Raw genomic sequence first — 21,967 nt, 5'->3', positions numbered from 1 at the left:
AATTATTGAGTTATGGGACGTATTACGGAAACTCATCGAGGATTACCCGCCCGAGCGGGAGGCGGTCGTTAATACCAAAGCACTAACGTCTTTATTCTGTTCGGAGAAACACCTGATAGCCTTGAAGCTGACCCTGATCGATGACCTGGACGGCTCCCCTATTGATGGCGCTGGTGGCCCTGTCGCCTTCTCTGTCGACGGCGCAAACTACGAGATTGATCTGTCGGAAGAGCACACCGACGAGCTGCGCCGCGTGTTCGAGAAGCACATCGCCGCCGGCCGCAGCACGCGTCGCGACGGCAATACGACGGCGTCCGCCTCGTCCGCTCGGGCGAAGAGTGACCCGGAGCGGTTGAAGGCAATCCGGGAGTGGTCGGCCCAGAACGGCCGAAACGTCTCCGACCGAGGCCGCATCTCTGCGGAGGTTCAGAAGGCGTACGACGCCGCCCACTAGATCGGGCACGTGGCCGCCTCCATAAGCGGTTCTACGTGGCGACTGGTTCAAGCTCGAGTGACCAGCCGGCCGGCTTATCGACGGCAGGTCCGTTGTGGTCGGTGAAGACGTACAAGTAGAACGTAAAGAGCCGCTTGTCGTTGCTGCCCGACAACGCGCCGGCTGCCTAAAGGCGCGTCGACCACTGCTCCCCCACAACGGCCTGTGCCGAGGCGGTGTACTCGTCGGATTCGAGGATCTCCGAGTTGGCAACGAGGAGGTTGAGGCCCTTCACGGACACGCTCACCAGTGAGAGCGTCGGGTCGGCGCCGGATTCCAGGTCGAGTTCCGCGGGCGGTCCGCGGTCCATGAGGACGGATACCTCGGCGCGCCGGTTGGTCAGGGATCGTCCGCGCAGGCGGGGAAGTTGCCTTGTGCGGGCGTGTGCAAGCTCGTGCAGCTGGGCGCCGTTGAGGCCGGGCTGCGAGGTGATCCGCTCTCCGGCGTCGGTGAAGAGGGTGCGTTGTATCACCCGGATTTCGCGCTCGTACTTGTTGACGATCTTGCGGACGAGTGGCGAAACCACGCCCAGATCTTATGAGCGAGACGAGACACCACTTGGTCAGATTTAAGACGCTGACCCCATGCCGGCGCCCCACGCTCCTCTGGTGTGCGCTGTGTTGTTCCCGAACGGCATGGTGTGGTTCGGGGCGTTGATGATGTTCTCCACGATCGCTGGCGAGCGGACGCGTGCGGCGTTGACTGGTGCCACGTCACCTCAGTCGCAGTAAGTACCTCGGTTGTCGACGCTGGCGCTGCAGGATGGTCCGTCCTCATTCGAGGGCATGAGCTGAGTGCCGGCGATCAGCAGGATGCCGCCCACGACGATCCAGGAGGCGGTGTGCCATCGTTTCACCGCAGCGGATTTCGAGACAGACGGTGTGGGCGTCGTGACCAGCAGCCCCATCAGAGTCAACGCTGCTGCCGCGAGGAAGTCGAGCACAATCCACGTCGGCTTGCCGAGTACCAAGGGGATCAGCGCATTCCAGGTCACGAGAACTAGGCCAGTCAGAAGACACCACCATCGTTTGCCCGCGTCCCACGCGATGATGCTGAGCAACACCATGGAGAAAAAGAGGACTACGCGAAGTAGCTGGTAGTACTCGGCAGGCAGTGGCACCACGGCAACGAGCAGCAGCCCCGCGGAGAGTAACGCGGCAACGAGCGCCGGACGCCCGGCTGCGGACGAGCCGGGCGCGGGCAACGAAGCCGACCCTGGTTCGCTCGATCGAGGAGGTCCGTTCGTTAACCACTGCTGGTAGGCGGACCGGGACACCTCGGCGTCGGCCGCCATCCACTCGGCGGTCGAGTCGTCGAGGTGAGTGAATCCGAGGCTGTGTCGAGCTTGTCGGTTGCGAAGCGCGGCCCGGAACTGGTCGAAGGAGGTAGTGCTCGGATCGGGCATCGGTCTCCTGACGATCGGCTCATCGTATGAGGTCCGGGCTGGCGGACGGCAGCACGGTACTGCCCGTACAGAATGGTGGCATGGCGCATACGGATCCCGACCCTGTCTTGATACCGCCGCAGATGAGCGCCTACGACGCGGAGACGTGGAAAGTGCTCAACGCCCACTGGGGTCGCCGCGCGAACGCTCGCGGGCTGCCCAATTGGATGAGCACCGCAATCGAACGAACGGGCAAGGTGGTCGGAGGGGTCACAGCCCGGGTCACAGACGCCCTTCCCGACGCCATCAGCGCTCCACTTCAGCGCGTAGGTGACGTCATTGCGGATAGGGCAGCGCAGCCGGCCTTACACGCCGCGATCGGACTCCTCGAGCTGTACAACGCCTGGGCGCGAGAGCTCAACAATCCTGCGACCGTCGAGAAGCTCGCTCGCAAACACGGCCTGATGGTCGGCGGCTTCACGGATCTACGCGAACACGACCTGAAGGATTGTGATCGCCTGCTCCGACGGAACACGTTGACGTGGCGGACAGCTGGAGCCATCGAAGGCGGCTCCATGGGCGCCCTCGCCCTCGTTCCCGTTGTTGGCATCCCGGTCGCGATCGGCGCGGACATCCTGGTCATCCAAGTGCTGAGTACGGCGATCGCGTCCCGCGTCGCGTACTCCTACGGCTACGACGCGAAGGACCCGGCAGAGCAAGCGTTCATTCAACGGCTGGTACGTCGCTCGTTCATCACGCAAGCCGCGAAGGCGAAACCGGTCCGCGACGCCACCCGCGCCGCGCAGGCCATCCGCGGTCGAGTCAGGTGGTCCGAGAAACTCCGCCACGATCATCGGCTACTCGCGGTCCTGGAAAAACTGATGGGGCAAGTAGCACCCTCAGGCACCAAAGTCTCCGTCCAAGCCGTCGCCAAAGCCGCTCCCTTCGTTGGCATTCTTATCGGCGCCGGAGCGAACTCCTCGGTCCTCGGCAATATCGCCGCTGACGCCCAGCGCTACTGCCAGACGCGGTTCTTGTGCGAGAAGTACGGGCTTCCGTTGCCCTCAGCCCTCTTGGCAGAAGACGACGACGATATCGACGCCGACACCAGCTAGACCTGCTCCGTCCTCAACAACTCGCCCAAGTCAGCCGAACCTGCGACGCTGACGGTATGACCGCTCCCCGCACTCCTCTGGCGCGAACCGCGTTGTTTGCAAATGGCATGGTGTGGTTCGGGGCGTCGGTGATGTTCTTCGCGATCGCAGGCGAGCAGACCTATGCGGCGTTCACCGGTGAATGGTTTAACGTCCTCGGCTGGGCGCTGATCATCGCCGTTGCCGTGGGGCTGGCGGTTGTGGGTGTGATCGAGAACCGGAACGTACGCGCGGGGAAGACGTGCAAGCCGCGTCCCCGCCGCTAACCACCGCTCGAGCGCGGGTGGCCGTTCCACGCGCGTGACCGGGGGTCGAGGGGGCTCTCCCCCTCGTGCGGGCCTGCCCGTTTCCAGTTGGCCCGCAAGCATGCTCAGAGCGCGAGCGTGTGGAGCCTGAACACGGTGGAGCCGATGGCGGTCCGAAATCGGTGTAGTCCTGGGTCGCTCGGTGGTTGGTGATGAGGTCGAGGGCGACCAGCTCCTCTTCGGCTTCGTCGGTCATCGGGTAGGGGTCGTCGTCCCATGCTCGGAGCACGGTCCGATCGGCGTCGAGGACTCGCAGAGTCCCCAGACTCCGGCTACGGGGCCGTTCGTCTCTTACTTGAACACGAGAGCGGTCGCGGTGGGCTAGCCGTGCGCGGCCGCGGCGACGATCAGCGCACGCGCGGCCGCGGCAGTTGTGGCTTGGTCGCCGGAGGCGGTGGCCGCTTCGACGGCGGCATGCGCGTCGCGCAGCGCCGGCGTGTATCCCTACACGTCGACGTCGACGGTGTGAGTTGTGGTGGTGGTCATGTGTGGGCTCTTCTGCAGAGTCGAAGGAGGAGGGGCGGGGACCGGCGGATGCCGGTCCCCGCGGAGCGGACTAGCTGAGGCCCGCAGCGTCCGCTGCGGTGGTGTCGCCGGTGACGACCTGCTCGACCGGAGGGAGCGCGTATTCCCAGGCCGCGAGCTGGCGGAAGTGAGCGGCGGCGCACTCATCTCCCCGGCTCCACGACTCCTTGCTCGTGTTCGCCTCCTGCCCTGCGAGAACGACGGCCAGCGCGACCAGCCGGGCCTTCGCGGGGTTCGCCTCGACCAGCGCGCCGGGAGCGTTGGCGTGGTAGCCGGAGGGCTGCGCGATCCCGAGGAGGGCGTGCGCGAGCGCGTTGCCGCCGCTCATTCCGGAGGACACCGCGAAGCGGTTCGCGCCCTGGAACGGGGCACCGGGGAGGCTTCAGTACGAAGCGGTCTTACCGCTTGACAGGCTACCGCCGCACGGTTGCCGCTTTCACCTTCGCCGCTCGCCCAGGGCTCAAGCCTGCCGATCGAAAGCTTCTTCAGCGCTTGCTGATGGCGCGGTCCAGGTCGGCCTCGGACGGCAGCGCCGCCTGGTCCTCGGGAGGGAGGAGGTCGTAGGTGGCGATCGCGATGGGATGCGTACTACTCGCCAGCGCGTATCGCACGACGCGATCGTTCTTGTCGGTGCAGAGCAACAGACCGACAGTGGGCGCGTGCGCCGCACGGCGCAGATGGTTCTCCACGACTTCTACCTAAAAGCCGAGTTGGCCGACATACTCAGACTTGAAATTTCCGACCTTCAGCTCCACGACGACGTAGCGCAGCTGCTCGATGCGGAAGAAGAGGAGGTCGACGAAGAACCCGTCGCCGTCGACGTCGAACGGCACTTGCCGGCCGACGAAGCTGAATCCGCGTCCGAGTTCTCCGAGGGTGGCGATGATGCGATCGACGAGTGCTTGCTCGATCTCTCGTTCCGCGTGGCCGGGCTCAACGGTGAGGAAGTCGAAGATGTACGGGTCTTTCGTCATCTGTTGAGCAAGATCTGAGGCTGTCGGCTCGAGCAGACGATCGAAGTTCGTGGAGGCTGCACCGAAGCGCTGGTGCGCGTGTCTCTTGATGTGGTTCTCGAGGGTGCTTCTCGTCCGTTGGTGACCGCGTGTGCGGCGTACCATTCACGGTTGTCCCGATCGGTGAGCTTGTCGAGCAGCACGGTGATGTGGCCCCACGGCAATCGGGCAACAGCGTGTTGCCCGATCTCCCTGTCGCCAGCATCACTTGCGCCGCCTCGCTGCCTGTGTCGCCGTCCGCGGCACACCAGCGACAGCCGATCGGACAGCTAGAGCTCGAGCACCCCGCCCCACCCCCACCAAAGGACCCCACATCATGAGCATGGAAGGCGTCGCCTGGAGCTCCCTCTACCGGATCTCCTCCGCCCAGAGCGGCAAGCACGGCATCTCCCGCGAGTCCGTGCGCCGCATCATGACCTTCGCGGTCCCCTACCGCGCCCGCCTCCTCCTCTTCATCGGCCTCAGCGTCGTCGGCGCGTTCCTCGCCGTCGCGACGCCGGTGCTCGCCGGCCGCGTGGTCGACACCATCGTCGCCCGCGGCGCCGTCGGCACGATCGTCCAGCTCGCCGTCGTCATCGCCCTCGTGGCGGTGGCCGACGCCGGGGTCTCGCTCGTCACGCGCTGGTACTCCGCGCGGATCGGCGAGGGCGTCATCCTCGACCTCCGCACCGCCGTCTTCAACCACGTGCAGAAGATGCCGATCGCGTTCTTCACCCGCACCCGCACGGGCGCCCTCGTCAGCCGGCTCAACAACGACGTCATCGGCGCGCAGCAGGCCTTCAGCGGCACGCTCTCCGGCGTGGTCACGAACGTCGTGGCGCTGGTCCTCACGCTGATCGTCATGCTCAGCACGTCCTGGCTGGTCACCGTCCTCGCGGTGATCATGCTCCCGATCTTCCTCATCCCCGCGCGCCGAATGGGCAGCCGTCTGGCCGCGCTCCGCCGGGAGGCCGCCGACCACAACTCCGCGATGAGCACGCAGATGACCGAGCGCTTCTCGGCGCCCGGCGCCACCCTCGTCAAGCTGTTCGGCCGGCCGGACGAGGAGGCCGAGGAGTTCCGCGTCCGGGCCGCCCGCGTCCGCGACATCGGGGTCCGCACGGCGATGCTGCAGCTCGTCTTCGTCACCGCGCTGACCCTCGTCTCCGCGCTCGCCCTCGCGCTCGTCTACGGGCTCGGCGGCGTCCTCGCGCTCGGCGGGCAGCTCGACACCGGCGCGGTGGTCACCCTGGCGCTCCTGCTCACCCGTCTCTACGCACCGCTGACCAGCCTCGCGAACGCGCGCGTCGAGATCATGAGCGCGGTCGTCAGCTTCGAGCGCGTCTTCGAGGTGCTCGACCTGCAGCCGCTCATCCAGGAGAAGCCCGACGCGGGCACCGTCCCCGAGGGCCCGGTGTCCGTCGAGTTCGACGACGTCCGCTTCGCCTACCCGTCCGCGGACAAGGTGTCGCTCGCCTCCCTGGAGGAGGTCGCCGTCCTCGACACCCGCGGCGGCGAGGAGGTGCTGCACGGCCTCTCCTTCCGGATCGAGCCGGGGCAGACCGTCGCCCTCGTCGGCACGTCCGGGGCCGGCAAGTCCACGATCGCGCAGCTGCTCTCGCGCCTCTACGACGTCGACAGCGGCGCCGTGCGCCTGGCCGGCACCGACGTCCGCGACGTCACCTTCGCCTCGATGCGGCACACGCTGGGCATGGTGACGCAGGACGGCCACCTCTTCCACGAGACGATCCTGTCCAACCTGCGCCTCGCCCGGCCGGAGTCGACCGACGACGAGGTGTGGGACGCCCTCCGCCGCGCGCGGCTCGAGCCGCTCATCCGCTCGCTGCCCGACCAGCTGGACACCCTCGTCGGCGAGCGCGGCTACCGGCTCTCCGGCGGCGAGCGCCAGCGGCTGACCATCGCGCGGCTCCTGCTCGCCCAGCCGCGCGTCGTCATCCTCGACGAGGCGACGGCGGCGCTCGACTCCACCTCGGAGGCCGCGGTGCAGGCGGCGCTCAGCGAGGCGCTCGAGGGCCGGACCGCGATGGTGATCGCCCACCGCCTCTCCACCATCCGCAGCGCCGACCTGATCCTGGTGATCGAGGACGGCACGATCGTCGAGCGCGGCACGCACGAGGAGCTCCTCGCCGCGGCCGGCCGCTACGAGGAGCTGCACCGGACGCAGTTCGCGGTGCAGAAGGACGTGGCGGCGGAGGAGGAGGCGCTCAGCGGGTCCTGAGCGCGACCGAAGTCGCTGGGGCGGGCGGGTCTCGATGCGCCCCTGCGGGGCTGCTCGACCAGCACGTCTGCGGGCGTCTCAAGCAGAGGAGTCCCACCGTCGTCTGTGGGGCTGGTCTGCACACTCGCTTTCGACAGGGACCGCGACGGACGCACGAGGAGCCCTGCTTCAGTGGCTCTCGGCTCGGCCCCGCCCCTGCTCCTCCCCGCCTCCGGGCGGCCACTGCCCTATCGTTACCGCTAACACGGGATCAGGCGGCGGGGGACGAGCATGGCCGACAGGCAGCAGCGCGCGGCGACCATCTACGACGTCGCCCGGGCGGCGGGGGTCTCGCATCAGACGGTGTCGCGGTTCCTGACGGGGACCGGCGGCATCCGCCCGGCGAACCGGGTCCGGGTCGAGGAGGCGCTGCGGACGCTGAACTACCGGACCAATGCCACCGCCCGCTCGCTCGCCACCCGGCGCACGCACCGCCTCGGGGCACTGGTGCACGAGCTGTCCGGGACCGGTCCGGGCAAGACGATGCAGGGGGCGAGCGACGCCGCCCGCCGGGCCGGCTACTCGCTCGACATCATCAGCCTCGACACCTCGGACGACGTCGAGCTCGCCGACGCTTTGGACGCGCTCGGCAGCCGGGACCTGGAGGGCATCCTCGCCACGGCGCCCACCGACGAGGTCGATGCGGCGCTGCGCACGCTCGATCTGCCGATCCCGATCCACATCGACCGCGGCGGCGAGCGGACGGACGGCTCGTCGGTGGTCGGCACGCGGCTCGCCGTCTCGCACCTGCTGGAGCTCGGCCACCAGCGCATCGCGCACCTCGCCGGCCCCGAGCGCTGGATCTCCGCGCAGGACCGCGCGCGCACCTACCAGCAGTGCATGGCCGAGGCGGCGCTGGCCACCCGTCCGCTCGTGCACGGCGACTGGTCCTCCCGCTCCGGCTACGCGGCGGCTCCGCAGCTCTTCGCGGAGGCCGGCGTCACGGCGGTCGTCGCGGCGAACGACCGGATGGCGCTCGGGCTGCTGCTCTGGCTGCACGACAACGGCCGGCGGATCCCCGAGGACGTCAGCGTCGTCGGCTTCGACGACATCGCCGAGGCGGAGTTCTTCCACCCGCCGCTGACGACTGTGCGCCAGGACTTCACGGCGATGGGCCGCGCCTCCGCGCTGGCGCTGATCGCCCTGGTCGAGGAGTCCGACCGGGCGGGCGCCGTCGACTACCCGGCGCCGGAGCTCGTCGTGCGCGCGTCGACCGCCCCTCCCGCCTGAGGGATCCGCGAGCCTACGGAACCACGACCGCGGACTCTTCGATCCCCGAATCGTGACCGGTAACGATTCACCCTTGCGGAGTCGCGGACGGCGCTCTACGGTGATCCTGTCGCACAGTTCGTTACCGGTAACGAAATCCGGATCCACGACGCGACGCGCCTTCTGCAGAGCAGCAGAGGATTCACGCAGGGATGAAGACACCGATGAGAACGACGAAGTTCCGCAGGCCGCTCGCGGCCGTGACCGCCCTCGCCGCCGCCGCCCTCCTGGCGGGCTGCACCGGCGCGACCGGCGACGCCGCGACAGGCGACGCCGACGGCCCCGTCACCCTCGAGTACTGGTCGTGGGCGCCCAACATCGAGAAGATCGTCGACGTCTGGAACCAGGCGAACCCCGACATCCAGGTGGAGGTCAACACCTCGACCGGCGGCGCGGAGATCGTCGCGAAGCTCAGCGCGGCGAAGCAGGCCGGCACTCTGCCGGACCTCTCGAACACCACCTACGAGAACCTGCCGAACCTGATCACGAGCGAGATCGCCTCCGACGTCACCTCGATCATGGGCGACCGGGAGGCCGAGACGGCCGGCCCCGCCTGGGAGCTGACGACGTTCGACGACGTGAACTACGCCGTCCCGCAGGGCACCGCGCCGATGTTCCTCTACTACCGCACCGACATCTTCGAGGCCAACGGCCTGGCCGTCCCGACCACCTGGGACGAGTACGCCGACGCCGCCCGCGCCCTGCACGCCGCGGACCCGACGAAGTACCTCGCCACCTTCCCCGCGAACGACGCGCAGCTGTTCGCCGGGCTCAGCCAGCAGGCCGGCGCCGAGTGGTGGAGCCAGGAGGACGGCACCTGGACGGTCGCGATCGACGACCCCGCCTCGCAGAAGGTCGCCGACTACTGGCAGGGCCTGGTCGACGACGGCAGCCTCGCGACCTTCAAGACCTTCACTCCGGAGTGGCAGGCCGCGCTGGCCGACGGCACGCTGGCCAGCTGGCTCGGCGCGGTCTGGACTCCCCCGCTGCTGCAGAACAACGCTCCCGACACGATCGGCAAGTGGGCCGCGGTGCCGATCCCGCAGTGGACCCCGTCCGACCCGAGCTCCGGAGTCCTCGGCGGCAGCGGCACTATCGTGACCACCGGCTCCGACCACCCGGAGCAGGCGCGCGAGTTCGCGCTCTGGCTGAACACCTCGACCGAGGCCCTCGAGGCGTACATCGAGTACGCCAGCATCTGGCCCGCCGCGCTCTCCGGCCGCGAGCTGCCCGAGCTGCAGCAGGCCCCGGCGCTGCTGCCCGAGCAGACCGACTTCTACGCCACCGCCGACGAGATCGATCAGATCACGGCCTCGGTGACCTGGGGGCCGAACGTCTCGGTCGCCTACGACGCCTTCAACAACGCCTTCAGCGCCGCCGTCAACGAGAAGGGCAGCTTCGCGGAGGCCCTCGCGAGCGTGCAGGAGGCGACCGTCGCGGACCTCGAGAAGTCCGGCTACGACGTCGCCGGGCAGTGAGGCTCCCGTGACGGCCACCGCCGCGCCCCGGACCGGGCGCCCCTCGACCCTCGCCCCGCGCGCGGCACCCTGGTTCTTCGTCGCCCCCGCGGTCCTGCTCGCCGTCGCGCTCCTCGCCCTCCCGCTGCTCTACACGGTCTGGCTCAGCTTCCGCGGCAACACCGTCAGCGGCAGCGGGCTGGGCGTGAAGAAGGAGACGTTCGTCGGCTTCGACAACTACGCGCGGACCCTGTCCGACCCCGCGCTCTGGGCCGGCTTCGGCCGGATGCTGACCTACGCGCTGCTCTCGGTCCCGGTCACGATGATCCTCGCGCTGGTGTTCGCGCTCCTGCTCGACAACCTCTCCACCCGCTTCGGCCGGTTCTCGCGGATCGCGATCTTCGTGCCCTACGCGGTGCCGGGCGTGATCGCCGCGCTGATGTGGGGGTTCCTCTACCTCCCGGGCGTCAGCCCCTTCGTCGACGCGGCGACCGCTCTGGGGCTGCCCGCTCCGGTCTTCCTCGGACCGGACTCGGTGTTCCTCTCGGTCGCGAACATCGCGATCTGGGGCTCGGTCGGCTTCAACATGGTGATCCTCTACACCTCGCTGCGCGGTCTGCCGTCCGAGATCTACGACGCCGCCCGCATCGACGGCTGCTCCGAGCGCCAGCTCGCGCTGCGCATCAAGCTGCCGCTGATCGTGCCGGGAGTGATCATGACCGGGCTCTTCTCCGTCATCGGGGCGCTGCAGGTCTTCTCAGAGCCGAACACGCTCGTGACGCTCACCACGGTGATCGGCTCGGACTGGGTGCCGATGATGCTGATCTACCGCGACGCCTTCGTGACCAACGACCTGTTCTCGGCGTCCGCGACCTCGGTCGTGGTCACCCTCCTCACCCTCATCGCCTCGCTCGGCCTGCTGCGGTTCCTGCAGTCGCGCGCCTTCGGAGAAGACTGATCATGACCGACACCCTCACGAAGCTCCCGCCCGTCCTCGAGGATCCGCGCCGGGCCGCGCAGTCGGTCCGCTCCCGTCGGCGGGGACCCACGGTCACGCGGCCGCGGGCCGCGTTCTGGCCGACCGCGGCCCTGCTCGTCGGAGCCGTCTACTGCCTCCTGCCCGTCTTCTGGCTCTTCACGGCAGCCACCAAGCGCTCGGGCGAGCTGTTCACCACGTTCTCGCTCTGGCCGAGCTTCACCGGCGGGTTCCAGGAGAACTTCGGCCTGCTGCTCGGGGTCGGCAACGGCGCGTTCTGGTCCTGGTGCCTGAACAGCCTGATCTTCGCCGGCGGCGGCGGGCTGCTCGGCACCGCGGTCTCCGCTCTCGCCGGCTACGGCCTCGCGAAGTACTCCTTCCGCGGGAAGAAGCTGGTCTTCAACTTCCTGCTGATCGGGGTGCTCATCCCCGGGGTGATCCTCGCGATCCCGCAGTACCTGCTGCTCTCCTCCGTCGGGATCGCCGGCACCTACTGGTCGGTGCTGCTGCCGTGCATGATCAGCCCGTTCAGCATCTACCTCTGCCGCATCTACGCCACCGCGGTCGTGCCCACCGAGATGCTCGAGGCCGGGCGGATCGACGGGGCGAGCGAATGGCGGATCTTCTCGCGGATCGCCGTGTACCCGATGGTGCCGGGGCTGATCACCGTGTTCCTGCTGCACTTCGTCGGCATCTGGAACAACTTCCTGCTCCCCTTCATTATGCTCTCGCGCACCGACATGTTCCCGCTGACGGTCGGCTTCTACTCGCTGATGAACCAGGGCAACGACCAGCCCAACACCTACAACGTCGTGATCATGGGCTGCCTCGTCTCGACCATCCCGCTGATCGCGCTCTTCCTCTTCCTGCAGCGCTACTGGCGCCTCGACCTCGTCAGCGGATCCCTCAAGGGCTGACCGCCCCGCCCCGCCGACCGCCCTGTCCGACCGCTTCTCCGCGCCGACCACCTCTCTCACACCGAAGGATCGACATGACCACCACCGAGACCGCCACCGCCCCGACGGCGACCGGCAGCATCCTCCCCGACGGCGGCTGGCCCGTCATGCTCACCCCTTTCCGCGAGGACCGCTCGCTCGACTTCGAGCAGGTCGACGCCCTCACGGACTGGCTGATCGACAACGGCGCCGCCGGCATCTTCACCGTCGCGCTCTCCAGCGAGATGTACGACCTCACCGAGGAGGAGCGCCTCGCCCTCGCGACGCGGGTCGTCGCCCGCTCCGCCGGCCGCGTTCCGGTGGTCGCCTCCTCCGTCTCCTCGGGCACCCCGGAGGAGCAGGCCGCGTCCGCCGCAGCGATGGCCGCGACCGGGGTCGACGCGGTCGTGCTGATCTCCTCGCTGGTCGGCGGGCTCACCACCACCGAGGAGGAGTGGCGCGCGACGGTGCAGCACATCCTCGACACCGTGCCGGGGGTCGACTTCGGGATCTACGAGTGCCCGGTGCCGTTCAAGCGCCTGCCCTCGACCGAGAACGTCGCCTGGATGGCCGGGACCGGCCGCTTCGTGTTCTACAAGGACACCTCGCACTCGCTCGAGACCATGCAGGAGCGACTCGCCGCGATCGCGGGCACCCGCCTGAAGCTCTACAACGCGCAGATCTCCTCCCTCACCGACTCGCTCCGTGCGGGCGCCGCGGGCCTCAGCGGCTACGCCGCGAACATCTACCCGGAGCACGTGGCCTGGCTCTGCGAGCACTACGACGACGAGCCTGCCGAGACGGCCGTCGCCGTGCAGCGCCTGCTGACGGTCGCCGAGCACACGATCAACTCCCGCTACCCGACCTCGGCGAAGTACTACCTCCGGCACAGCTCGCGTCTGGCGATCGAGCCGATCAGCCGCTGGAAGCCCGAGGGCATCGGCGCGCACGAGGGCGCACCGCTGCTGGAGCTCGCCGCCTACATCCGCGACCTGCGCCTCCCCGGGGCGGCGCGGGTCGACGGCGCCCGCTAGATGCTCGTCGGGGCGTACCCATCGCTGCCGGAGCACGCGCGTCGCGACGCGACGGCCTTCGACGCCTTCCACGAGCGGATCGCGCTCGTCACCGGGTGCTCGGGGTTCGAGATCCCGTTCGGCAGCGCCTTCGTGCCCGACGAGGCGGAGCTGCTGCGGCTGCTGCGCCGCGGGGGGACGCACGTGCTCACCCTGCTGCCGGCGGTGCTCGAGCGCGGGGTCGGGCTGGCGGATCCGGTCGAGGAGCGCCGGGGCGCGGCGGTCGCCCTGGTGCGGCGGGCCATGAGGGCGGCCGCGGCGGCGAACGACCGCGAGCAGCGGTCGGTCGTCGACGCCGTGCTGCTCCACTCGGCGCCGCGGACGACCCGCGGCTCCGCAGGGGCGGCCCGGGCGGCGTTCTCGCGGAGTCTCGCCGAGATCGCCTGCTGGGACGCACACGGCGTGCGGTTCGTGATCGAGCACTGCGACTCCTTCGAGGGACCGGACCCGGCGAAGGGCTTCCTCGACCTGCCGACCGAGCTCGACCTCGCCGCCCGCCACGGCTTCGGCACCGCGATCAACTGGGGCCGCTCCTACCTCGAGACCCGCCGCCTCGACGGTCCGCTCGAGCACGCGCGGGCCGCGTGCGACGCCGGCACCCTGGCGATGCTCGGCGTCTCGGGAGTCAGCGACACGGCCACGCCACTCGGCCCCGCGTTCAGCGACAGTCACGCCCCCGTCCGCACCGACGACACCGTCCCGAGCCTGCTCGATCCCGACACCCTGCAGCGCTTCCTCGGGGTGGATCCCGGAGCGCGTGTCGTCACCAAGGTCGCGGGCGGACCGCACGCACTCGCCGCCTCCGCCCACGCCGCCCGCCGGCCCTTCCTGCCGACCGAGCAGCCCCGCAGGCTTCCCCTGCCGGTCGAGCAGCCCCGCAGGCCCCACTTGCTGGTCGAGTAGCCCCGCAGGGGCGTATCGAGACCCACCGTCCCCGGCAGTTCCGGCCTGACGACACGACGCCGACCACATCACCGCTCTCTGGAGACACGCCATGACCCACCACCCCGCCGACACCCGCTACGACCGCATGACCTACCACCGCTCGGGCCGCAGCGGCCTGAAGCTGCCCGCCCTCTCGCTGGGCCTGTGGCACAACTTCGGCGAGACGAAGCCGATCGAGACCCAGCGCGCGATCGTCCGCCGCGCCTTCGACCTCGGGATCACCCACTTCGACCTCGCCAACAACTACGGCCCGCCCTACGGCTCCGCCGAGACGGCGTTCGGCCGGATCCTCGCGGAGGACCTGCGCCCGTACCGCGACGAGCTGGTTCTCTCCACGAAGGCCGGCTACGACATGTGGCCCGGCCCCTACGGCGATCACGGCTCCCGCAAGTACCTGCTCTCCTCACTCGACCAGAGCCTCGGCCGCCTCGGCGTCGAGTACGTCGACGTCTTCTACTCGCACCGCCCCGACCCCGAGACCCCGATCGAGGAGACCATGGGCGCGCTCGCGACTGCGATCCAGCAGGGCAAGGCCCTCTACGCGGGCGTCTCGAACTACTCGCCGGAGCAGACGATCGCCGCCCGCGACGCGCTCGCCGCGCACGGGGTGCCACTGCCGATCCACCAGCCCCGCTACTCGATGCTCGACCGCCGGCCCGAGGAGTCGGGGCTGCTCGATCTCGTGGAGCGGGAGGGCATCGGCGCCATCGTCTTCTCCCCGCTGGAGCAGGGGCTGCTCACCGACCGCTACCTCTCCGGCGAGATCCCGCCGGACTCGCGCGCCGCGGTCGGGCACTTCCTCAAGCCCGGGGCCCTCGAGGGCGACTACCGGCGGCTGATCCAGGGCCTGAAGGAGGTCGCGGACGGGCGCGGCCAGAGCATCGCCCAGCTCGCCCTGAACTGGGTGCTGCGCTCCTCCGCTGTCACCTCGGCGATCATCGGCGCCTCGAGCGTGCAGCAGCTGGAGCAGAACGTGGCGGCCCTCGACGCGCCGCCCCTCTCGGCGACCGAACTCGTGGCGATCGAGGATCTGCTCCCGCACTGACACCGTGCCGACCGGCGAGCTCGGATGCATCCACACGTCGGTTCCCGGCCCCGCGAGTCGAGGGCGTCCTGAGGGACGAGGCGCCACGCGGCATCGGACATCGACGTCCGCTAGCCGATGATCCTGTCCAGGGTCGCGGCGGGAAGATCGAGCCGGTTCAGCAGGCGGAGGACGACGAAGACGCTGGGGTTGTCCTGGTCGCCGCGCTCGATGCGGCGCAGAGTCGCGGTTCCGACGCCTGCGTCGCGCGCGAGGTCCTCCTGGCGGAGCCCCCGCTCCAGCCGGGCTCGGCGCAGGTGCGCTCCGAGCCGGCGTGCGGAGTCGGTGGTGGGGTGGAGAGGTCGAGGCATCGGCGATCGGCCCTTCGGTGCTCAGTCGGACGGGATCGGGGTGCCGCGCCGGCCGTAGGCGCCGGCGGCGAGGAACGCGGCGGCCAGCAGTGCGGCGACGAGCCAGAAGGCGTTGAGGAGCCCGAACGACTCCGAGAGGCCGCCGATGACGGGCGGGCCGGCGAGGTTCGCGAGGTAGCCGACGGAGGCGACGATGCTGACGCGGGCGGCCGGGTTCGGACCGCTGTCAGCGGCGGCGGACATGCCCAGGGGGAAGCCCATCGAGACGCCGACCGCCCAGAGCACCGTCCCGAGGAGGATCAGCCAGGTGGGCCCGCCGAGGATGAACAGCACGAGCCCCAGCACCCCGACGGCGGCCGTGATCCGGATGGTGGCGACGCGGCCGATGCGGTCGACGACCGGGCCGCCGACGACGCGGGCGATCGTCTCACCCAGGGCGAAGACCGTGAAGAAGAGCGCGGCGACCGTCTCCGTCTGTCCGTGGCCGTCCCGGGCCGAGAGCGACAGCCAGCTGTTCGCGGTCCCCTCCCCCAGCTCGGCGCCGAACATGACCACGCCGATGAGCAGAAGCCGCCAGTCGGCCAGGACCCGCAGCCGCTGACGCCAGCCACTCGAGGCCGGGGCTCCCGCGGCGCTCGCCTCGACGGCCTCCGCCGCCGGAAGGTAGCGGACCGCGATCAGGCCGGCGATCGCGATCAGCACCGCCTCGGCGCAGAACTGCCACTCGAAGCGGATCCCGGCCGCCGATGCGCCGGCGCCGATCACGGAGCCGAGGATCGCGCCCGCCGACCAGGCCGCGTGCAGCAGCGGCATCAGCGTCTTCTGCACGGCGGCCTCGACCGCCGCACCCTCGACGTTGATCATCACGTCGAGCGAGCCGACCCCCAGGCCGACCGCGACGAAGCCGACGATCGTGACGCCGAGGGAGCCTGCGACGCCGGCTCCGAGACCGACGACGGCCACGCCCGCGGCCGTCGTCAGGAGAGCACCGAGGATCGCGCGCCGAGCACCGAGCCTCGCCAGCAGCAGCGCCGCGACGCCCAGGCCGGCGATCGAGCCGACGGTCACGCCTGCCAGGGCGAGGCCGATCACGGCGTCCCCGATCCCCAGGGAATCGCGGATGCTCGGGAGTCGCGGACCCCAGGTGGAGACCGTGACGCCCCCGAGGGCGAACATCACCATGACGGCGTTCCGCCACGCGGCGGTCGAGTGGCGAGAGGGGGCGAGGGCGGTGCCGTGAACGTTCACAGGCCAGACGCTAGCAGAGGTCGGCGCAGAACCGTGAACGTTCCGATTTCTGCAGAGAAAGAGAGCCCGGGCGAGCGCATCGGTGCGCCGACCCGTGCAGTCGCGGTCAGGCGGAGTCGCGCAGGAGGAGTGTGAGCCCGACGACGGACTCCCCCACCGGCCCCGTTCCGCCGTCGGAGAAGGCCCGCTCGAGCAGCGTGACGGCCGCCTCCGCGAGCCGAGCCTTGTCGATCGCCAGGGTCGTCAGCTCGGGCGTGACGAGTCGGCCGATGTCGAGGCCGTCCACGCCGATCACCGCCACCTCTTCGGGCACGCGGCGCCCGGCCCTCGCCAGCGTCTTGAGCACGCCCAGCGCCATGATGTCGTTGTAGACGAGGACCGCGTCGAGCTCCGGGCACTGCTCCAGCAGCTCGCCGGCCCCGCGCATCCCGCCCTCCATGCTCTCCTCCGCGACGAGTGCCGGCAGGTCCCGCCAGGACAGGTCGTGCTCCTCGAGACCTGCGCGGAAGACGTCGCGGCGGACGTCGGTCCCCACCTCTGAACCGAGGAACGCGATCCGGCGCCGGCCCTGCGCGACGAGACGATCGACGGCCGCCCGGACCCCCTGCTCGACCTCGAGCACGACCCGCCCGTTCAAGCGCTCGTCGGCGGGCCCGTCGATCATCACCAGCGGCAGTCGCCGCTGCCCGCCCCGCAGCACGTCCTCGGGCAGCAGCGACAGGGTGTCCGTGCGGCAGCCTGTGAGCACCAGCGCGTCGACGCCCGAGACGATCGTCGCGAGCTGCCCGCGCGCCTTCCCCCGGTCCGTGCCGACGTCGCAGAGCAGCACGCCCCAGTCCCGATCGGCCGCGACCCGGTTCACCGCCGCGGCGAGTTCCGCGAAGTACGGGTTGCTCAGGTCCTCGAGCACGAGCCCGATGATCGTGCGGCGCCCGCGGACCATGCTCTGCGCCGCCCGGTTCGGACGGTAGTTCAGCTCCCGCGCCGCCGCGATCACACGCGCCTTCGTCGTCGCCCGGACATCCGCCATGTCGTTGAGAGCACGGCTAACCGTCTGCCGCGACACGCCTGCGACCCGCGCCACGTCGATGATCGTCGCCGGAGCAGGAGGAACGGACATGGCACGAGGGTACGCGCTGGGCGCGCCCCCCTCTCAGGGCCGTCGGAGTCGCTCTGCGTCCGCGACCTGCTCGTCGGTTGCGCTCTCGACGTCCAGCAGCAGCCGTTCCGAGGTCCCCGCCGCTCAGAACAGCCGGACCGCGTCCTCCGGTTCGTCCAGCCCGCGGACCAGCGTCGGGATCCGCTTCTTGAAGGCGAAGAACCCGCGCGCGGCCGACGGCCACGCGGTGCCGTCCCAGCGGCGGCGCACCGTGACGAGCGCGATGCCCTCCTGAGCGAGGGCGGAGCGGAGCGCGTCCAGCCGCTCCTGCACGGGACCGACCGGCGCGTACGGGACCACCACGGTGTCGAGCCGCTCGGACGACGCCCAGTCGACGACCGTCGAGGGCAGCGCATCGGCCAGCACGCGCGCCGGCCGGCCGCCCTTGTCCGCCGTGTGCTCGGCGGCGTCGGCGATCGCCGCGGCGGTGAAGTCCTGCACCGCCTCGGAGATCGCGAACGGCGAGCGCTCCCCCGGGTCGGCGACGACCGCGGTCGCGATCAGCCGCTCCGGCAGTCCGGGCTGCTCGGCGAGGAGGCTCGCCGCGTCGAGGTCCTCCTCGTGCAGCAGGAGGCCGGGGCGGGTGCCGAGGGTGCCGACGACGTCGTCCGGCTCAATCGGCGTGCGGGGCGGGAAGTGCTCCTCGCTGAGCGCGGGCGCCGACGTGGCGAGCCCCTGCGGCGAGAAGCGGCCTTCGGTGTACTTCGCGATGTTGGACGCGGTCGCGAGGTAGGTCTTGCCCGGGGTCTGCAGGCCGGCGACCCAGCGCCAGGAGAGGGTGTTGGAGGCGGCGTCGCCGTCGAGCAGGTGCCGGTAGAAGAAGTCGGCGCCGAGCTGCCAGGGCAGGCCGAGCGTGAAGATCCAGATGCTCGCGAACCACATGCGCGTGTGATTGTGCAGGTAGCCGGTCTCGACGAGCTCCTGCACCCAGGCGTCCATCGCGTCGATGCCGCTCCGGCCCTCGATCGCGTCGCGGTAGCCGGTCGGGAGGTGCCCCTCGAAGTCGCTCACCTCGCGGCGGTAGCGGCGCCACACCTCCGGGTTCTGCTCGAGCCAGCCCTTCCAGTAGGTGCGCCAGAACACCTCCTGGACGAACTTCTCCGCGGCGGTCAGCGTGTGGCGGGAGAGGACCGCGGCGACGACCTCCCGCTCGGTGACGAGCCGGTGGCGGAGGTACGGGGAGAGCCCGGAGACGTTGCTCCGGGACGGTCCGCGGTCGTGATTGCGCTCGCGCGTGTAGGCGGAGCCGGCGCGCGCGACGAAGTCGTCGAGCGCCTCGAGACCGGCGGCTCGGGTCGGGATGAACATCCCGCCATCATGCGACGTGCTCCGGGGCGGGGGCTGACAGCGTCGGAGTGAGCACGAGCCACCGGTGCGGAGAGCGGGCGGTTCGCCGCGCATGCTCCCGGGCGCGAAGAAGGGCTGCCACCTCTGGAGCAGGTGGCAGCCCTTCGTCGCGCGAGTCGGAATCCCGGTCAGAACCGCCCGGCCATGGTGAAGCCGTTGGCGTCGACGTGCTTCTCGATGATCGTGATGCCGAGGGCGCCTGCGATGGAGGTCCATGCGGTGAGCTCGTCGCGGTTCTCGAGACCTGTGCTGGTCTGCACGAAGCCCCGTCGGGGAGTGATGACCGCCGTGCTCCCGTAGCTCGGGCCGCGACCGCTTCCGGCGTCCTGGTAAATCACGATCATGTTCATTTCGTCATCCTCTGTGTCGGGGCCGATGGTCGATGTCGAGCCTGTGTACTGCCAGTGCCAGGGTTCGCTCGAGAAGGTCTGCGTGAAGTCGAATTCGCGGGCATGACGGACGAGCCAGTCGTGCTGCCTGTTCCAGATGTCGACCGCTGTCCCGAAGCCGTGCGTCGACGAGCCCGGGCGGGCGATGGACACCGGGCCCTCGGGGTGCTCGTAGCGGTACTGCTGCTGGACGAGGTCCCGGTAGCCGCCGTCCGGAGAGGTGACGACCATCGTGACTCCCGTCGCAGCCCTGCACGCCGCGACCATCGCCGTCCACTTCGCAGCAGTCGATCGTTCGAGCAGCACGGTCCCCGCACTGCCGGCGACCGTGGTCAGTCTCGCCGGGTCGACAGCACCGTTGCTCTCCGGAGGGGAAGCGGCGCGAGCGGCCGCTGCCGGGCCGAACAGGTGCTCCACCGTCAGGAGCGACAGGCCTCCGGCGGCCCCCGCGACGACCAGTCGTCTCGATAGCGAAGTCATGTTCTCCCCGTGCGTGAGTCGGTGGCCCGCCGATCGGACCCGCGAGACGCTCTCGCTCGATGCAGACGCGGATCGGCCGAGAGGAACGTGGGTCGGGATCGGATGAATCAGTGAAGAGACATCGGGCGGCGGGGGGCTTCCCCCTGCGAAAGGCGGCGTCGTGGTCGACGTCGAAGGCATCACCTTCGCATTCGAGCCAGGCTGCGACGGTGGCGTGCGCGTTCCGTGGCGCGTCATACAGCTCTGCACACCCGGGGCGGCGATCGGTGTCGGTCATGCTGGTGGCGTGGAGAGCGTCGCGGAGTGGCCGACCGGCGAGTGGGTCGTGGATCCGGTGACCCAGGTGGAGTGGCCGGTGCCGGAGGGGATCAGCCCCGAGCGGGTCGTCGAGCACGCGCGCCGCGCCGACGCGGGTGAGCTCGTCGACGTCCGCTTCTTCCTGGGGCCCGGGCACGACGGCGCACTGTGGGACGACGAGGGTCCACGGGAGCCGAGCGACTTCGGGGTGTCCTCCGCCTTCACGACCGATCTGCAGGCCTGGATCGACGTCTGACTCACGCACCGCGACGTCTTCGACGGGTGGGACGGGAGCGTCGATACCACTGAGTGGCTGCGCGAGGGCGCGCGGCTCGTGCGCTGGCTCCAGCGGGAGCTCTACGACGTCGCCCGCGTGCTGTCGTCGTACGGGCCGTGAAACGTCGTCCTCCGGTCCCGCTCCTGCGCGGCACTTCCGCGACGACACCCTCGCGAAGCGCCAGGACGCCGCTCGAAGCGCCATTGGAGCGTCGGCATCTTCACCGTCTCTGCGGCCGATCCTCGCGCATCAGCGGCGCGGGAGCCCGGCGACGCCCGCATGAGCCCGCGGAGAGCGGTGCACGTCGACCATCCGTGGCCGGCGCGCTGATCGCGGAGACCTCAGCCGGTGGCGGTAGTTCGATCAGGGAGACGACGTCGAATGCTAATCTCGTCGAGAACAATGGCAGACAGGATCTGCTCGTTACTAGTGTGAAAGCCCCACGTCATGTGGGGCTTTTGCAGTTTCCGGGGGACGCGATGCCGCAGAGGTTGATTGCCGCAATGAACGACGCACGTCTGGCGACCTACGTCGATGAGTGGGCGCGGGCAGCGAGTCTTGCGCCAGCAGATGTCAGCCGACCCGCGATCGCTGCTCTCTACGCGTGGCAGGTCTCGCTGAGCTCCGCCTGGTACGAAACCCTGGCCTACACCGAAGCAGTCGTCCGGAACGCTGTGGATCGCGCCCTTCGCGAGTGGAATCTGCGTCAGGGTCGATCAGAGAACTGGCTCGACGACGCCGCCACTCCGCTGTCCGGTCTGGTCAAGAAGACGGCAGGCGCCACGTCGTACCGAGCGAACCAAGCGAGCCTGCGTCGCGCGAGCACGCATCCGCGCCATGGAGCCCCGGTCACGTTCGACGATCGCGTTGCGCAACTGGAATTCGGAAGCCTCGTCCACCTCTTCCCCGTGGACCCACCGGCTCGGAGAGCCCTGCGCGGATCCGGACTGAGCGGACGCGAGAACTTGTGGATCCACGGAATCGCTGCCGCCTTCCCCGGGCTCACACCTGATGTGACGAAGAGTTGGCAGCCCCACCTGCCGTCGGGTCTGCCTACGGCTGTGGAAGACGGGTACGCGGTCGGCCTCGCGCTGGAGCGTCTGCGTCGCCTCCGAAACAGAGTCGGTCATCACGAGCAGACCTTTCGCGTTCAACACGCGCGGCGGCTCAAGGACACGACCCTGCTGTTGCGCGGCATCAATCCCGGGGCAGCGCTCGCTCTCAAGGATCTCGATCGTGTTCGCCGCGTTCCTGCGCTGCGGCCTCACGCTTGAATCGTGGACGAGCGGGCACGGGAGACCACCGAGGAACGGAGGACCCCGCCATGAGCAGCACCCCACAGACGGACCCGCTGATCGGCGGACCGGTCAGCGACGACGAGCAGCGCGCGTACTCCGCCTGGGCGGAGCGGATCGAAGCCGGACGGTACGAGCCCGCCGCTGACGGCGAGGTCTTCGAGGGAGCAGCAGCGGCCGAGAGGGTCGCCCGCGTGCTGTCGTCGTACGGGCCGTGAGACCTCGTCGTCCTGTCGGACCCCTAGGAGACGAGCTACTCCGCCGCTACGCTCACGACATCCGGGACGGACTCGA

General features: G+C 69.7%; 23 protein-coding genes and 1 pseudogene. 14 read left to right on the top strand and 10 right to left on the bottom strand.

The features are described 5' to 3' along the window. Positions 1 to 121: 121 nt before the first annotated feature. Positions 122 to 454 (top strand): Lsr2 family protein, encoded by a 333-nt coding sequence (locus tag EDF45_RS11675; RefSeq protein WP_311316338.1) that lies wholly within the window; start codon positions 122 to 124, stop codon positions 452 to 454. A gap of 166 nt (positions 455 to 620) precedes the next feature. Here the strand turns inward: EDF45_RS11675 and EDF45_RS11670 are convergent, their stop codons facing one another. Beyond that, complete coding sequence (locus tag EDF45_RS11670) at positions 621 to 1,019, bottom strand: hypothetical protein (RefSeq protein WP_123736052.1); 399 nt, start codon at positions 1,017 to 1,019, stop codon at positions 621 to 623. Positions 1,020 to 1,211: 192 nt separating this feature from the next. Then, positions 1,212 to 1,898, bottom strand: coding sequence for a DUF6804 family protein (locus tag EDF45_RS11665; protein ID WP_123736053.1), 687 nt, complete (start codon positions 1,896 to 1,898; stop codon positions 1,212 to 1,214). An 80-nt stretch (positions 1,899 to 1,978) separates the two neighbouring features. On the opposite strand from EDF45_RS11665, the gene EDF45_RS11660 reads away from it, so the two are divergent. Continuing rightward, positions 1,979 to 2,992, top strand: coding sequence for an EcsC family protein (locus EDF45_RS11660; RefSeq protein WP_123736298.1), 1,014 nt, complete (start codon positions 1,979 to 1,981; stop codon positions 2,990 to 2,992). Between the two features lie 56 nt (positions 2,993 to 3,048). Further along, positions 3,049 to 3,297 carry a hypothetical protein gene (locus EDF45_RS11655; protein ID WP_148060261.1) on the top strand — a complete coding sequence of 83 codons (249 nt, stop codon included), beginning with the start codon at positions 3,049 to 3,051 and terminating at the stop codon, positions 3,295 to 3,297. 595 nt (positions 3,298 to 3,892) lie between these two features. On the opposite strand, the gene EDF45_RS11645 is transcribed toward EDF45_RS11655, so the two are convergent. The 3 genes and pseudogenes from EDF45_RS11645 to EDF45_RS21755 form a co-directional block, all read right to left on the bottom strand. Further along, positions 3,893 to 4,201 (bottom strand): hypothetical protein, encoded by a 309-nt coding sequence (locus tag EDF45_RS11645; RefSeq protein WP_148060262.1) that lies wholly within the window; start codon positions 4,199 to 4,201, stop codon positions 3,893 to 3,895. Positions 4,202 to 4,346: 145 nt separating this feature from the next. Continuing rightward, positions 4,347 to 4,472, bottom strand: coding sequence for a hypothetical protein (locus EDF45_RS21960; protein ID WP_397460049.1), 126 nt, complete (start codon positions 4,470 to 4,472; stop codon positions 4,347 to 4,349). Next, a pseudogene (locus tag EDF45_RS21755) lies at positions 4,473 to 4,835 on the bottom strand (PDDEXK nuclease domain-containing protein); the annotation flags it as partial. A 355-nt stretch (positions 4,836 to 5,190) separates the two neighbouring features. Here EDF45_RS21755 and EDF45_RS11635 point away from each other — a divergent pair. The 8 genes from EDF45_RS11635 (at position 5,191) to EDF45_RS11600 (ending at position 14,831) form a co-directional block, all read left to right on the top strand. Then, positions 5,191 to 7,092 (top strand): ABC transporter ATP-binding protein, encoded by a 1,902-nt coding sequence (locus EDF45_RS11635; protein WP_123736057.1) that lies wholly within the window; start codon positions 5,191 to 5,193, stop codon positions 7,090 to 7,092. 270 nt (positions 7,093 to 7,362) lie between these two features. Further along, on the top strand, positions 7,363 to 8,361 hold the full coding sequence (locus EDF45_RS11630) for a LacI family DNA-binding transcriptional regulator (protein WP_123736058.1): 999 nt from the start codon (positions 7,363 to 7,365) through the stop codon (positions 8,359 to 8,361). A 203-nt stretch (positions 8,362 to 8,564) separates the two neighbouring features. Continuing rightward, positions 8,565 to 9,878 (top strand): ABC transporter substrate-binding protein, encoded by a 1,314-nt coding sequence (locus EDF45_RS11625; RefSeq protein WP_185020154.1) that lies wholly within the window; start codon positions 8,565 to 8,567, stop codon positions 9,876 to 9,878. A gap of 7 nt (positions 9,879 to 9,885) precedes the next feature. Continuing rightward, positions 9,886 to 10,815 carry a carbohydrate ABC transporter permease gene (locus tag EDF45_RS11620; RefSeq protein WP_123736060.1) on the top strand — a complete coding sequence of 310 codons (930 nt, stop codon included), beginning with the start codon at positions 9,886 to 9,888 and terminating at the stop codon, positions 10,813 to 10,815. 2 nt (positions 10,816 to 10,817) lie between these two features. After that, the gene (locus tag EDF45_RS11615; protein WP_123736061.1) at positions 10,818 to 11,750 is read left to right on the top strand and encodes a carbohydrate ABC transporter permease; all 933 of its coding nucleotides are present in this window, start codon (positions 10,818 to 10,820) and stop codon (positions 11,748 to 11,750) included. 74 nt (positions 11,751 to 11,824) lie between these two features. After that, on the top strand, positions 11,825 to 12,802 hold the full coding sequence (locus EDF45_RS11610; RefSeq protein ID WP_123736062.1) for a dihydrodipicolinate synthase family protein: 978 nt from the start codon (positions 11,825 to 11,827) through the stop codon (positions 12,800 to 12,802). After that, a complete protein-coding gene (locus EDF45_RS11605; protein ID WP_123736063.1) occupies positions 12,803 to 13,744 on the top strand; it encodes a DUF4862 family protein in 942 nt (313 codons plus the stop codon). It abuts the gene before it with no gap. 91 nt (positions 13,745 to 13,835) lie between these two features. Continuing rightward, complete coding sequence (locus tag EDF45_RS11600; protein ID WP_123736064.1) at positions 13,836 to 14,831, top strand: aldo/keto reductase; 996 nt, start codon at positions 13,836 to 13,838, stop codon at positions 14,829 to 14,831. A gap of 110 nt (positions 14,832 to 14,941) precedes the next feature. On the opposite strand, the gene EDF45_RS11595 is transcribed toward EDF45_RS11600, so the two are convergent. From EDF45_RS11595 to EDF45_RS11575, 5 genes are all read right to left on the bottom strand, one after another. After that, the gene (locus EDF45_RS11595; RefSeq protein WP_123736065.1) at positions 14,942 to 15,181 is read right to left on the bottom strand and encodes a helix-turn-helix domain-containing protein; all 240 of its coding nucleotides are present in this window, start codon (positions 15,179 to 15,181) and stop codon (positions 14,942 to 14,944) included. Between the two features lie 21 nt (positions 15,182 to 15,202). Further along, positions 15,203 to 16,429 (bottom strand): MFS transporter, encoded by a 1,227-nt coding sequence (locus EDF45_RS11590; protein ID WP_260312162.1) that lies wholly within the window; start codon positions 16,427 to 16,429, stop codon positions 15,203 to 15,205. A 106-nt stretch (positions 16,430 to 16,535) separates the two neighbouring features. Beyond that, the gene (locus EDF45_RS11585; protein ID WP_123736067.1) at positions 16,536 to 17,549 is read right to left on the bottom strand and encodes a LacI family DNA-binding transcriptional regulator; all 1,014 of its coding nucleotides are present in this window, start codon (positions 17,547 to 17,549) and stop codon (positions 16,536 to 16,538) included. A 123-nt stretch (positions 17,550 to 17,672) separates the two neighbouring features. Next, complete coding sequence (locus EDF45_RS11580; RefSeq protein WP_123736068.1) at positions 17,673 to 18,896, bottom strand: FAD-binding domain-containing protein; 1,224 nt, start codon at positions 18,894 to 18,896, stop codon at positions 17,673 to 17,675. A 167-nt stretch (positions 18,897 to 19,063) separates the two neighbouring features. Beyond that, a complete protein-coding gene (locus EDF45_RS11575) occupies positions 19,064 to 19,984 on the bottom strand; it encodes a M15 family metallopeptidase (RefSeq protein ID WP_260312175.1) in 921 nt (306 codons plus the stop codon). 106 nt (positions 19,985 to 20,090) lie between these two features. On the opposite strand from EDF45_RS11575, the gene EDF45_RS11570 reads away from it, so the two are divergent. From EDF45_RS11570 to EDF45_RS11560, 3 genes are all read left to right on the top strand, one after another. Then, a complete protein-coding gene (locus EDF45_RS11570; RefSeq protein ID WP_123736070.1) occupies positions 20,091 to 20,357 on the top strand; it encodes a hypothetical protein in 267 nt (88 codons plus the stop codon). A 335-nt stretch (positions 20,358 to 20,692) separates the two neighbouring features. Then, positions 20,693 to 21,652 carry a hypothetical protein gene (locus EDF45_RS21035; RefSeq protein ID WP_148060263.1) on the top strand — a complete coding sequence of 320 codons (960 nt, stop codon included), beginning with the start codon at positions 20,693 to 20,695 and terminating at the stop codon, positions 21,650 to 21,652. A 50-nt stretch (positions 21,653 to 21,702) separates the two neighbouring features. Next, entirely contained in the window at positions 21,703 to 21,891 is a 189-nt protein-coding gene (locus tag EDF45_RS11560) for a hypothetical protein (protein ID WP_123736072.1), read from the top strand. Positions 21,892 to 21,967 lie beyond the last annotated feature (76 nt).

Origin of the sequence: Rathayibacter sp. PhB186, from assembly GCF_003751825.1 — a bacterium.
GTDB lineage: Bacteria > Actinomycetota > Actinomycetes > Actinomycetales > Microbacteriaceae > Rathayibacter > Rathayibacter festucae.
Note: the sequence above shows the minus strand (reverse complement) of the source record. Positions and strands in the feature narration are given on the sequence as shown.

Bases quoted from the DNA above. Each gene is read 5' to 3' on its own strand.
- EDF45_RS11665 (WP_123736053.1), bottom strand. From the start codon at position 1,898: ATGCCCGATCCGAGCACTACCTCCTTCGACCAGTTCCGGGCCGCGCTT.
- EDF45_RS11660 (WP_123736298.1), top strand. From the start codon at position 1,979: ATGGCGCATACGGATCCCGACCCTGTCTTGATACCGCCGCAGATGAGC.
- EDF45_RS11655 (WP_148060261.1), top strand. From the start codon at position 3,049: ATGACCGCTCCCCGCACTCCTCTGGCGCGAACCGCGTTGTTTGCAAAT.
- EDF45_RS11635 (WP_123736057.1), top strand. From the start codon at position 5,191: ATGAGCATGGAAGGCGTCGCCTGGAGCTCCCTCTACCGGATCTCCTCC.
- EDF45_RS11630 (WP_123736058.1), top strand. From the start codon at position 7,363: ATGGCCGACAGGCAGCAGCGCGCGGCGACCATCTACGACGTCGCCCGG.
- EDF45_RS11625 (WP_185020154.1), top strand. From the start codon at position 8,565: ATGAGAACGACGAAGTTCCGCAGGCCGCTCGCGGCCGTGACCGCCCTC.
- EDF45_RS11615 (WP_123736061.1), top strand. From the start codon at position 10,818: ATGACCGACACCCTCACGAAGCTCCCGCCCGTCCTCGAGGATCCGCGC.
- EDF45_RS11610 (WP_123736062.1), top strand. From the start codon at position 11,825: ATGACCACCACCGAGACCGCCACCGCCCCGACGGCGACCGGCAGCATC.
- EDF45_RS11605 (WP_123736063.1), top strand. From the start codon at position 12,803: ATGCTCGTCGGGGCGTACCCATCGCTGCCGGAGCACGCGCGTCGCGAC.
- EDF45_RS11600 (WP_123736064.1), top strand. From the start codon at position 13,836: ATGACCCACCACCCCGCCGACACCCGCTACGACCGCATGACCTACCAC.
- EDF45_RS11595 (WP_123736065.1), bottom strand. From the start codon at position 15,181: ATGCCTCGACCTCTCCACCCCACCACCGACTCCGCACGCCGGCTCGGA.
- EDF45_RS11585 (WP_123736067.1), bottom strand. From the start codon at position 17,549: ATGTCCGTTCCTCCTGCTCCGGCGACGATCATCGACGTGGCGCGGGTC.
- EDF45_RS11580 (WP_123736068.1), bottom strand. From the start codon at position 18,896: ATGTTCATCCCGACCCGAGCCGCCGGTCTCGAGGCGCTCGACGACTTC.
- EDF45_RS11575 (WP_260312175.1), bottom strand. From the start codon at position 19,984: ATGCCTTCGACGTCGACCACGACGCCGCCTTTCGCAGGGGGAAGCCCC.
- EDF45_RS11560 (WP_123736072.1), top strand. From the start codon at position 21,703: ATGAGCAGCACCCCACAGACGGACCCGCTGATCGGCGGACCGGTCAGC.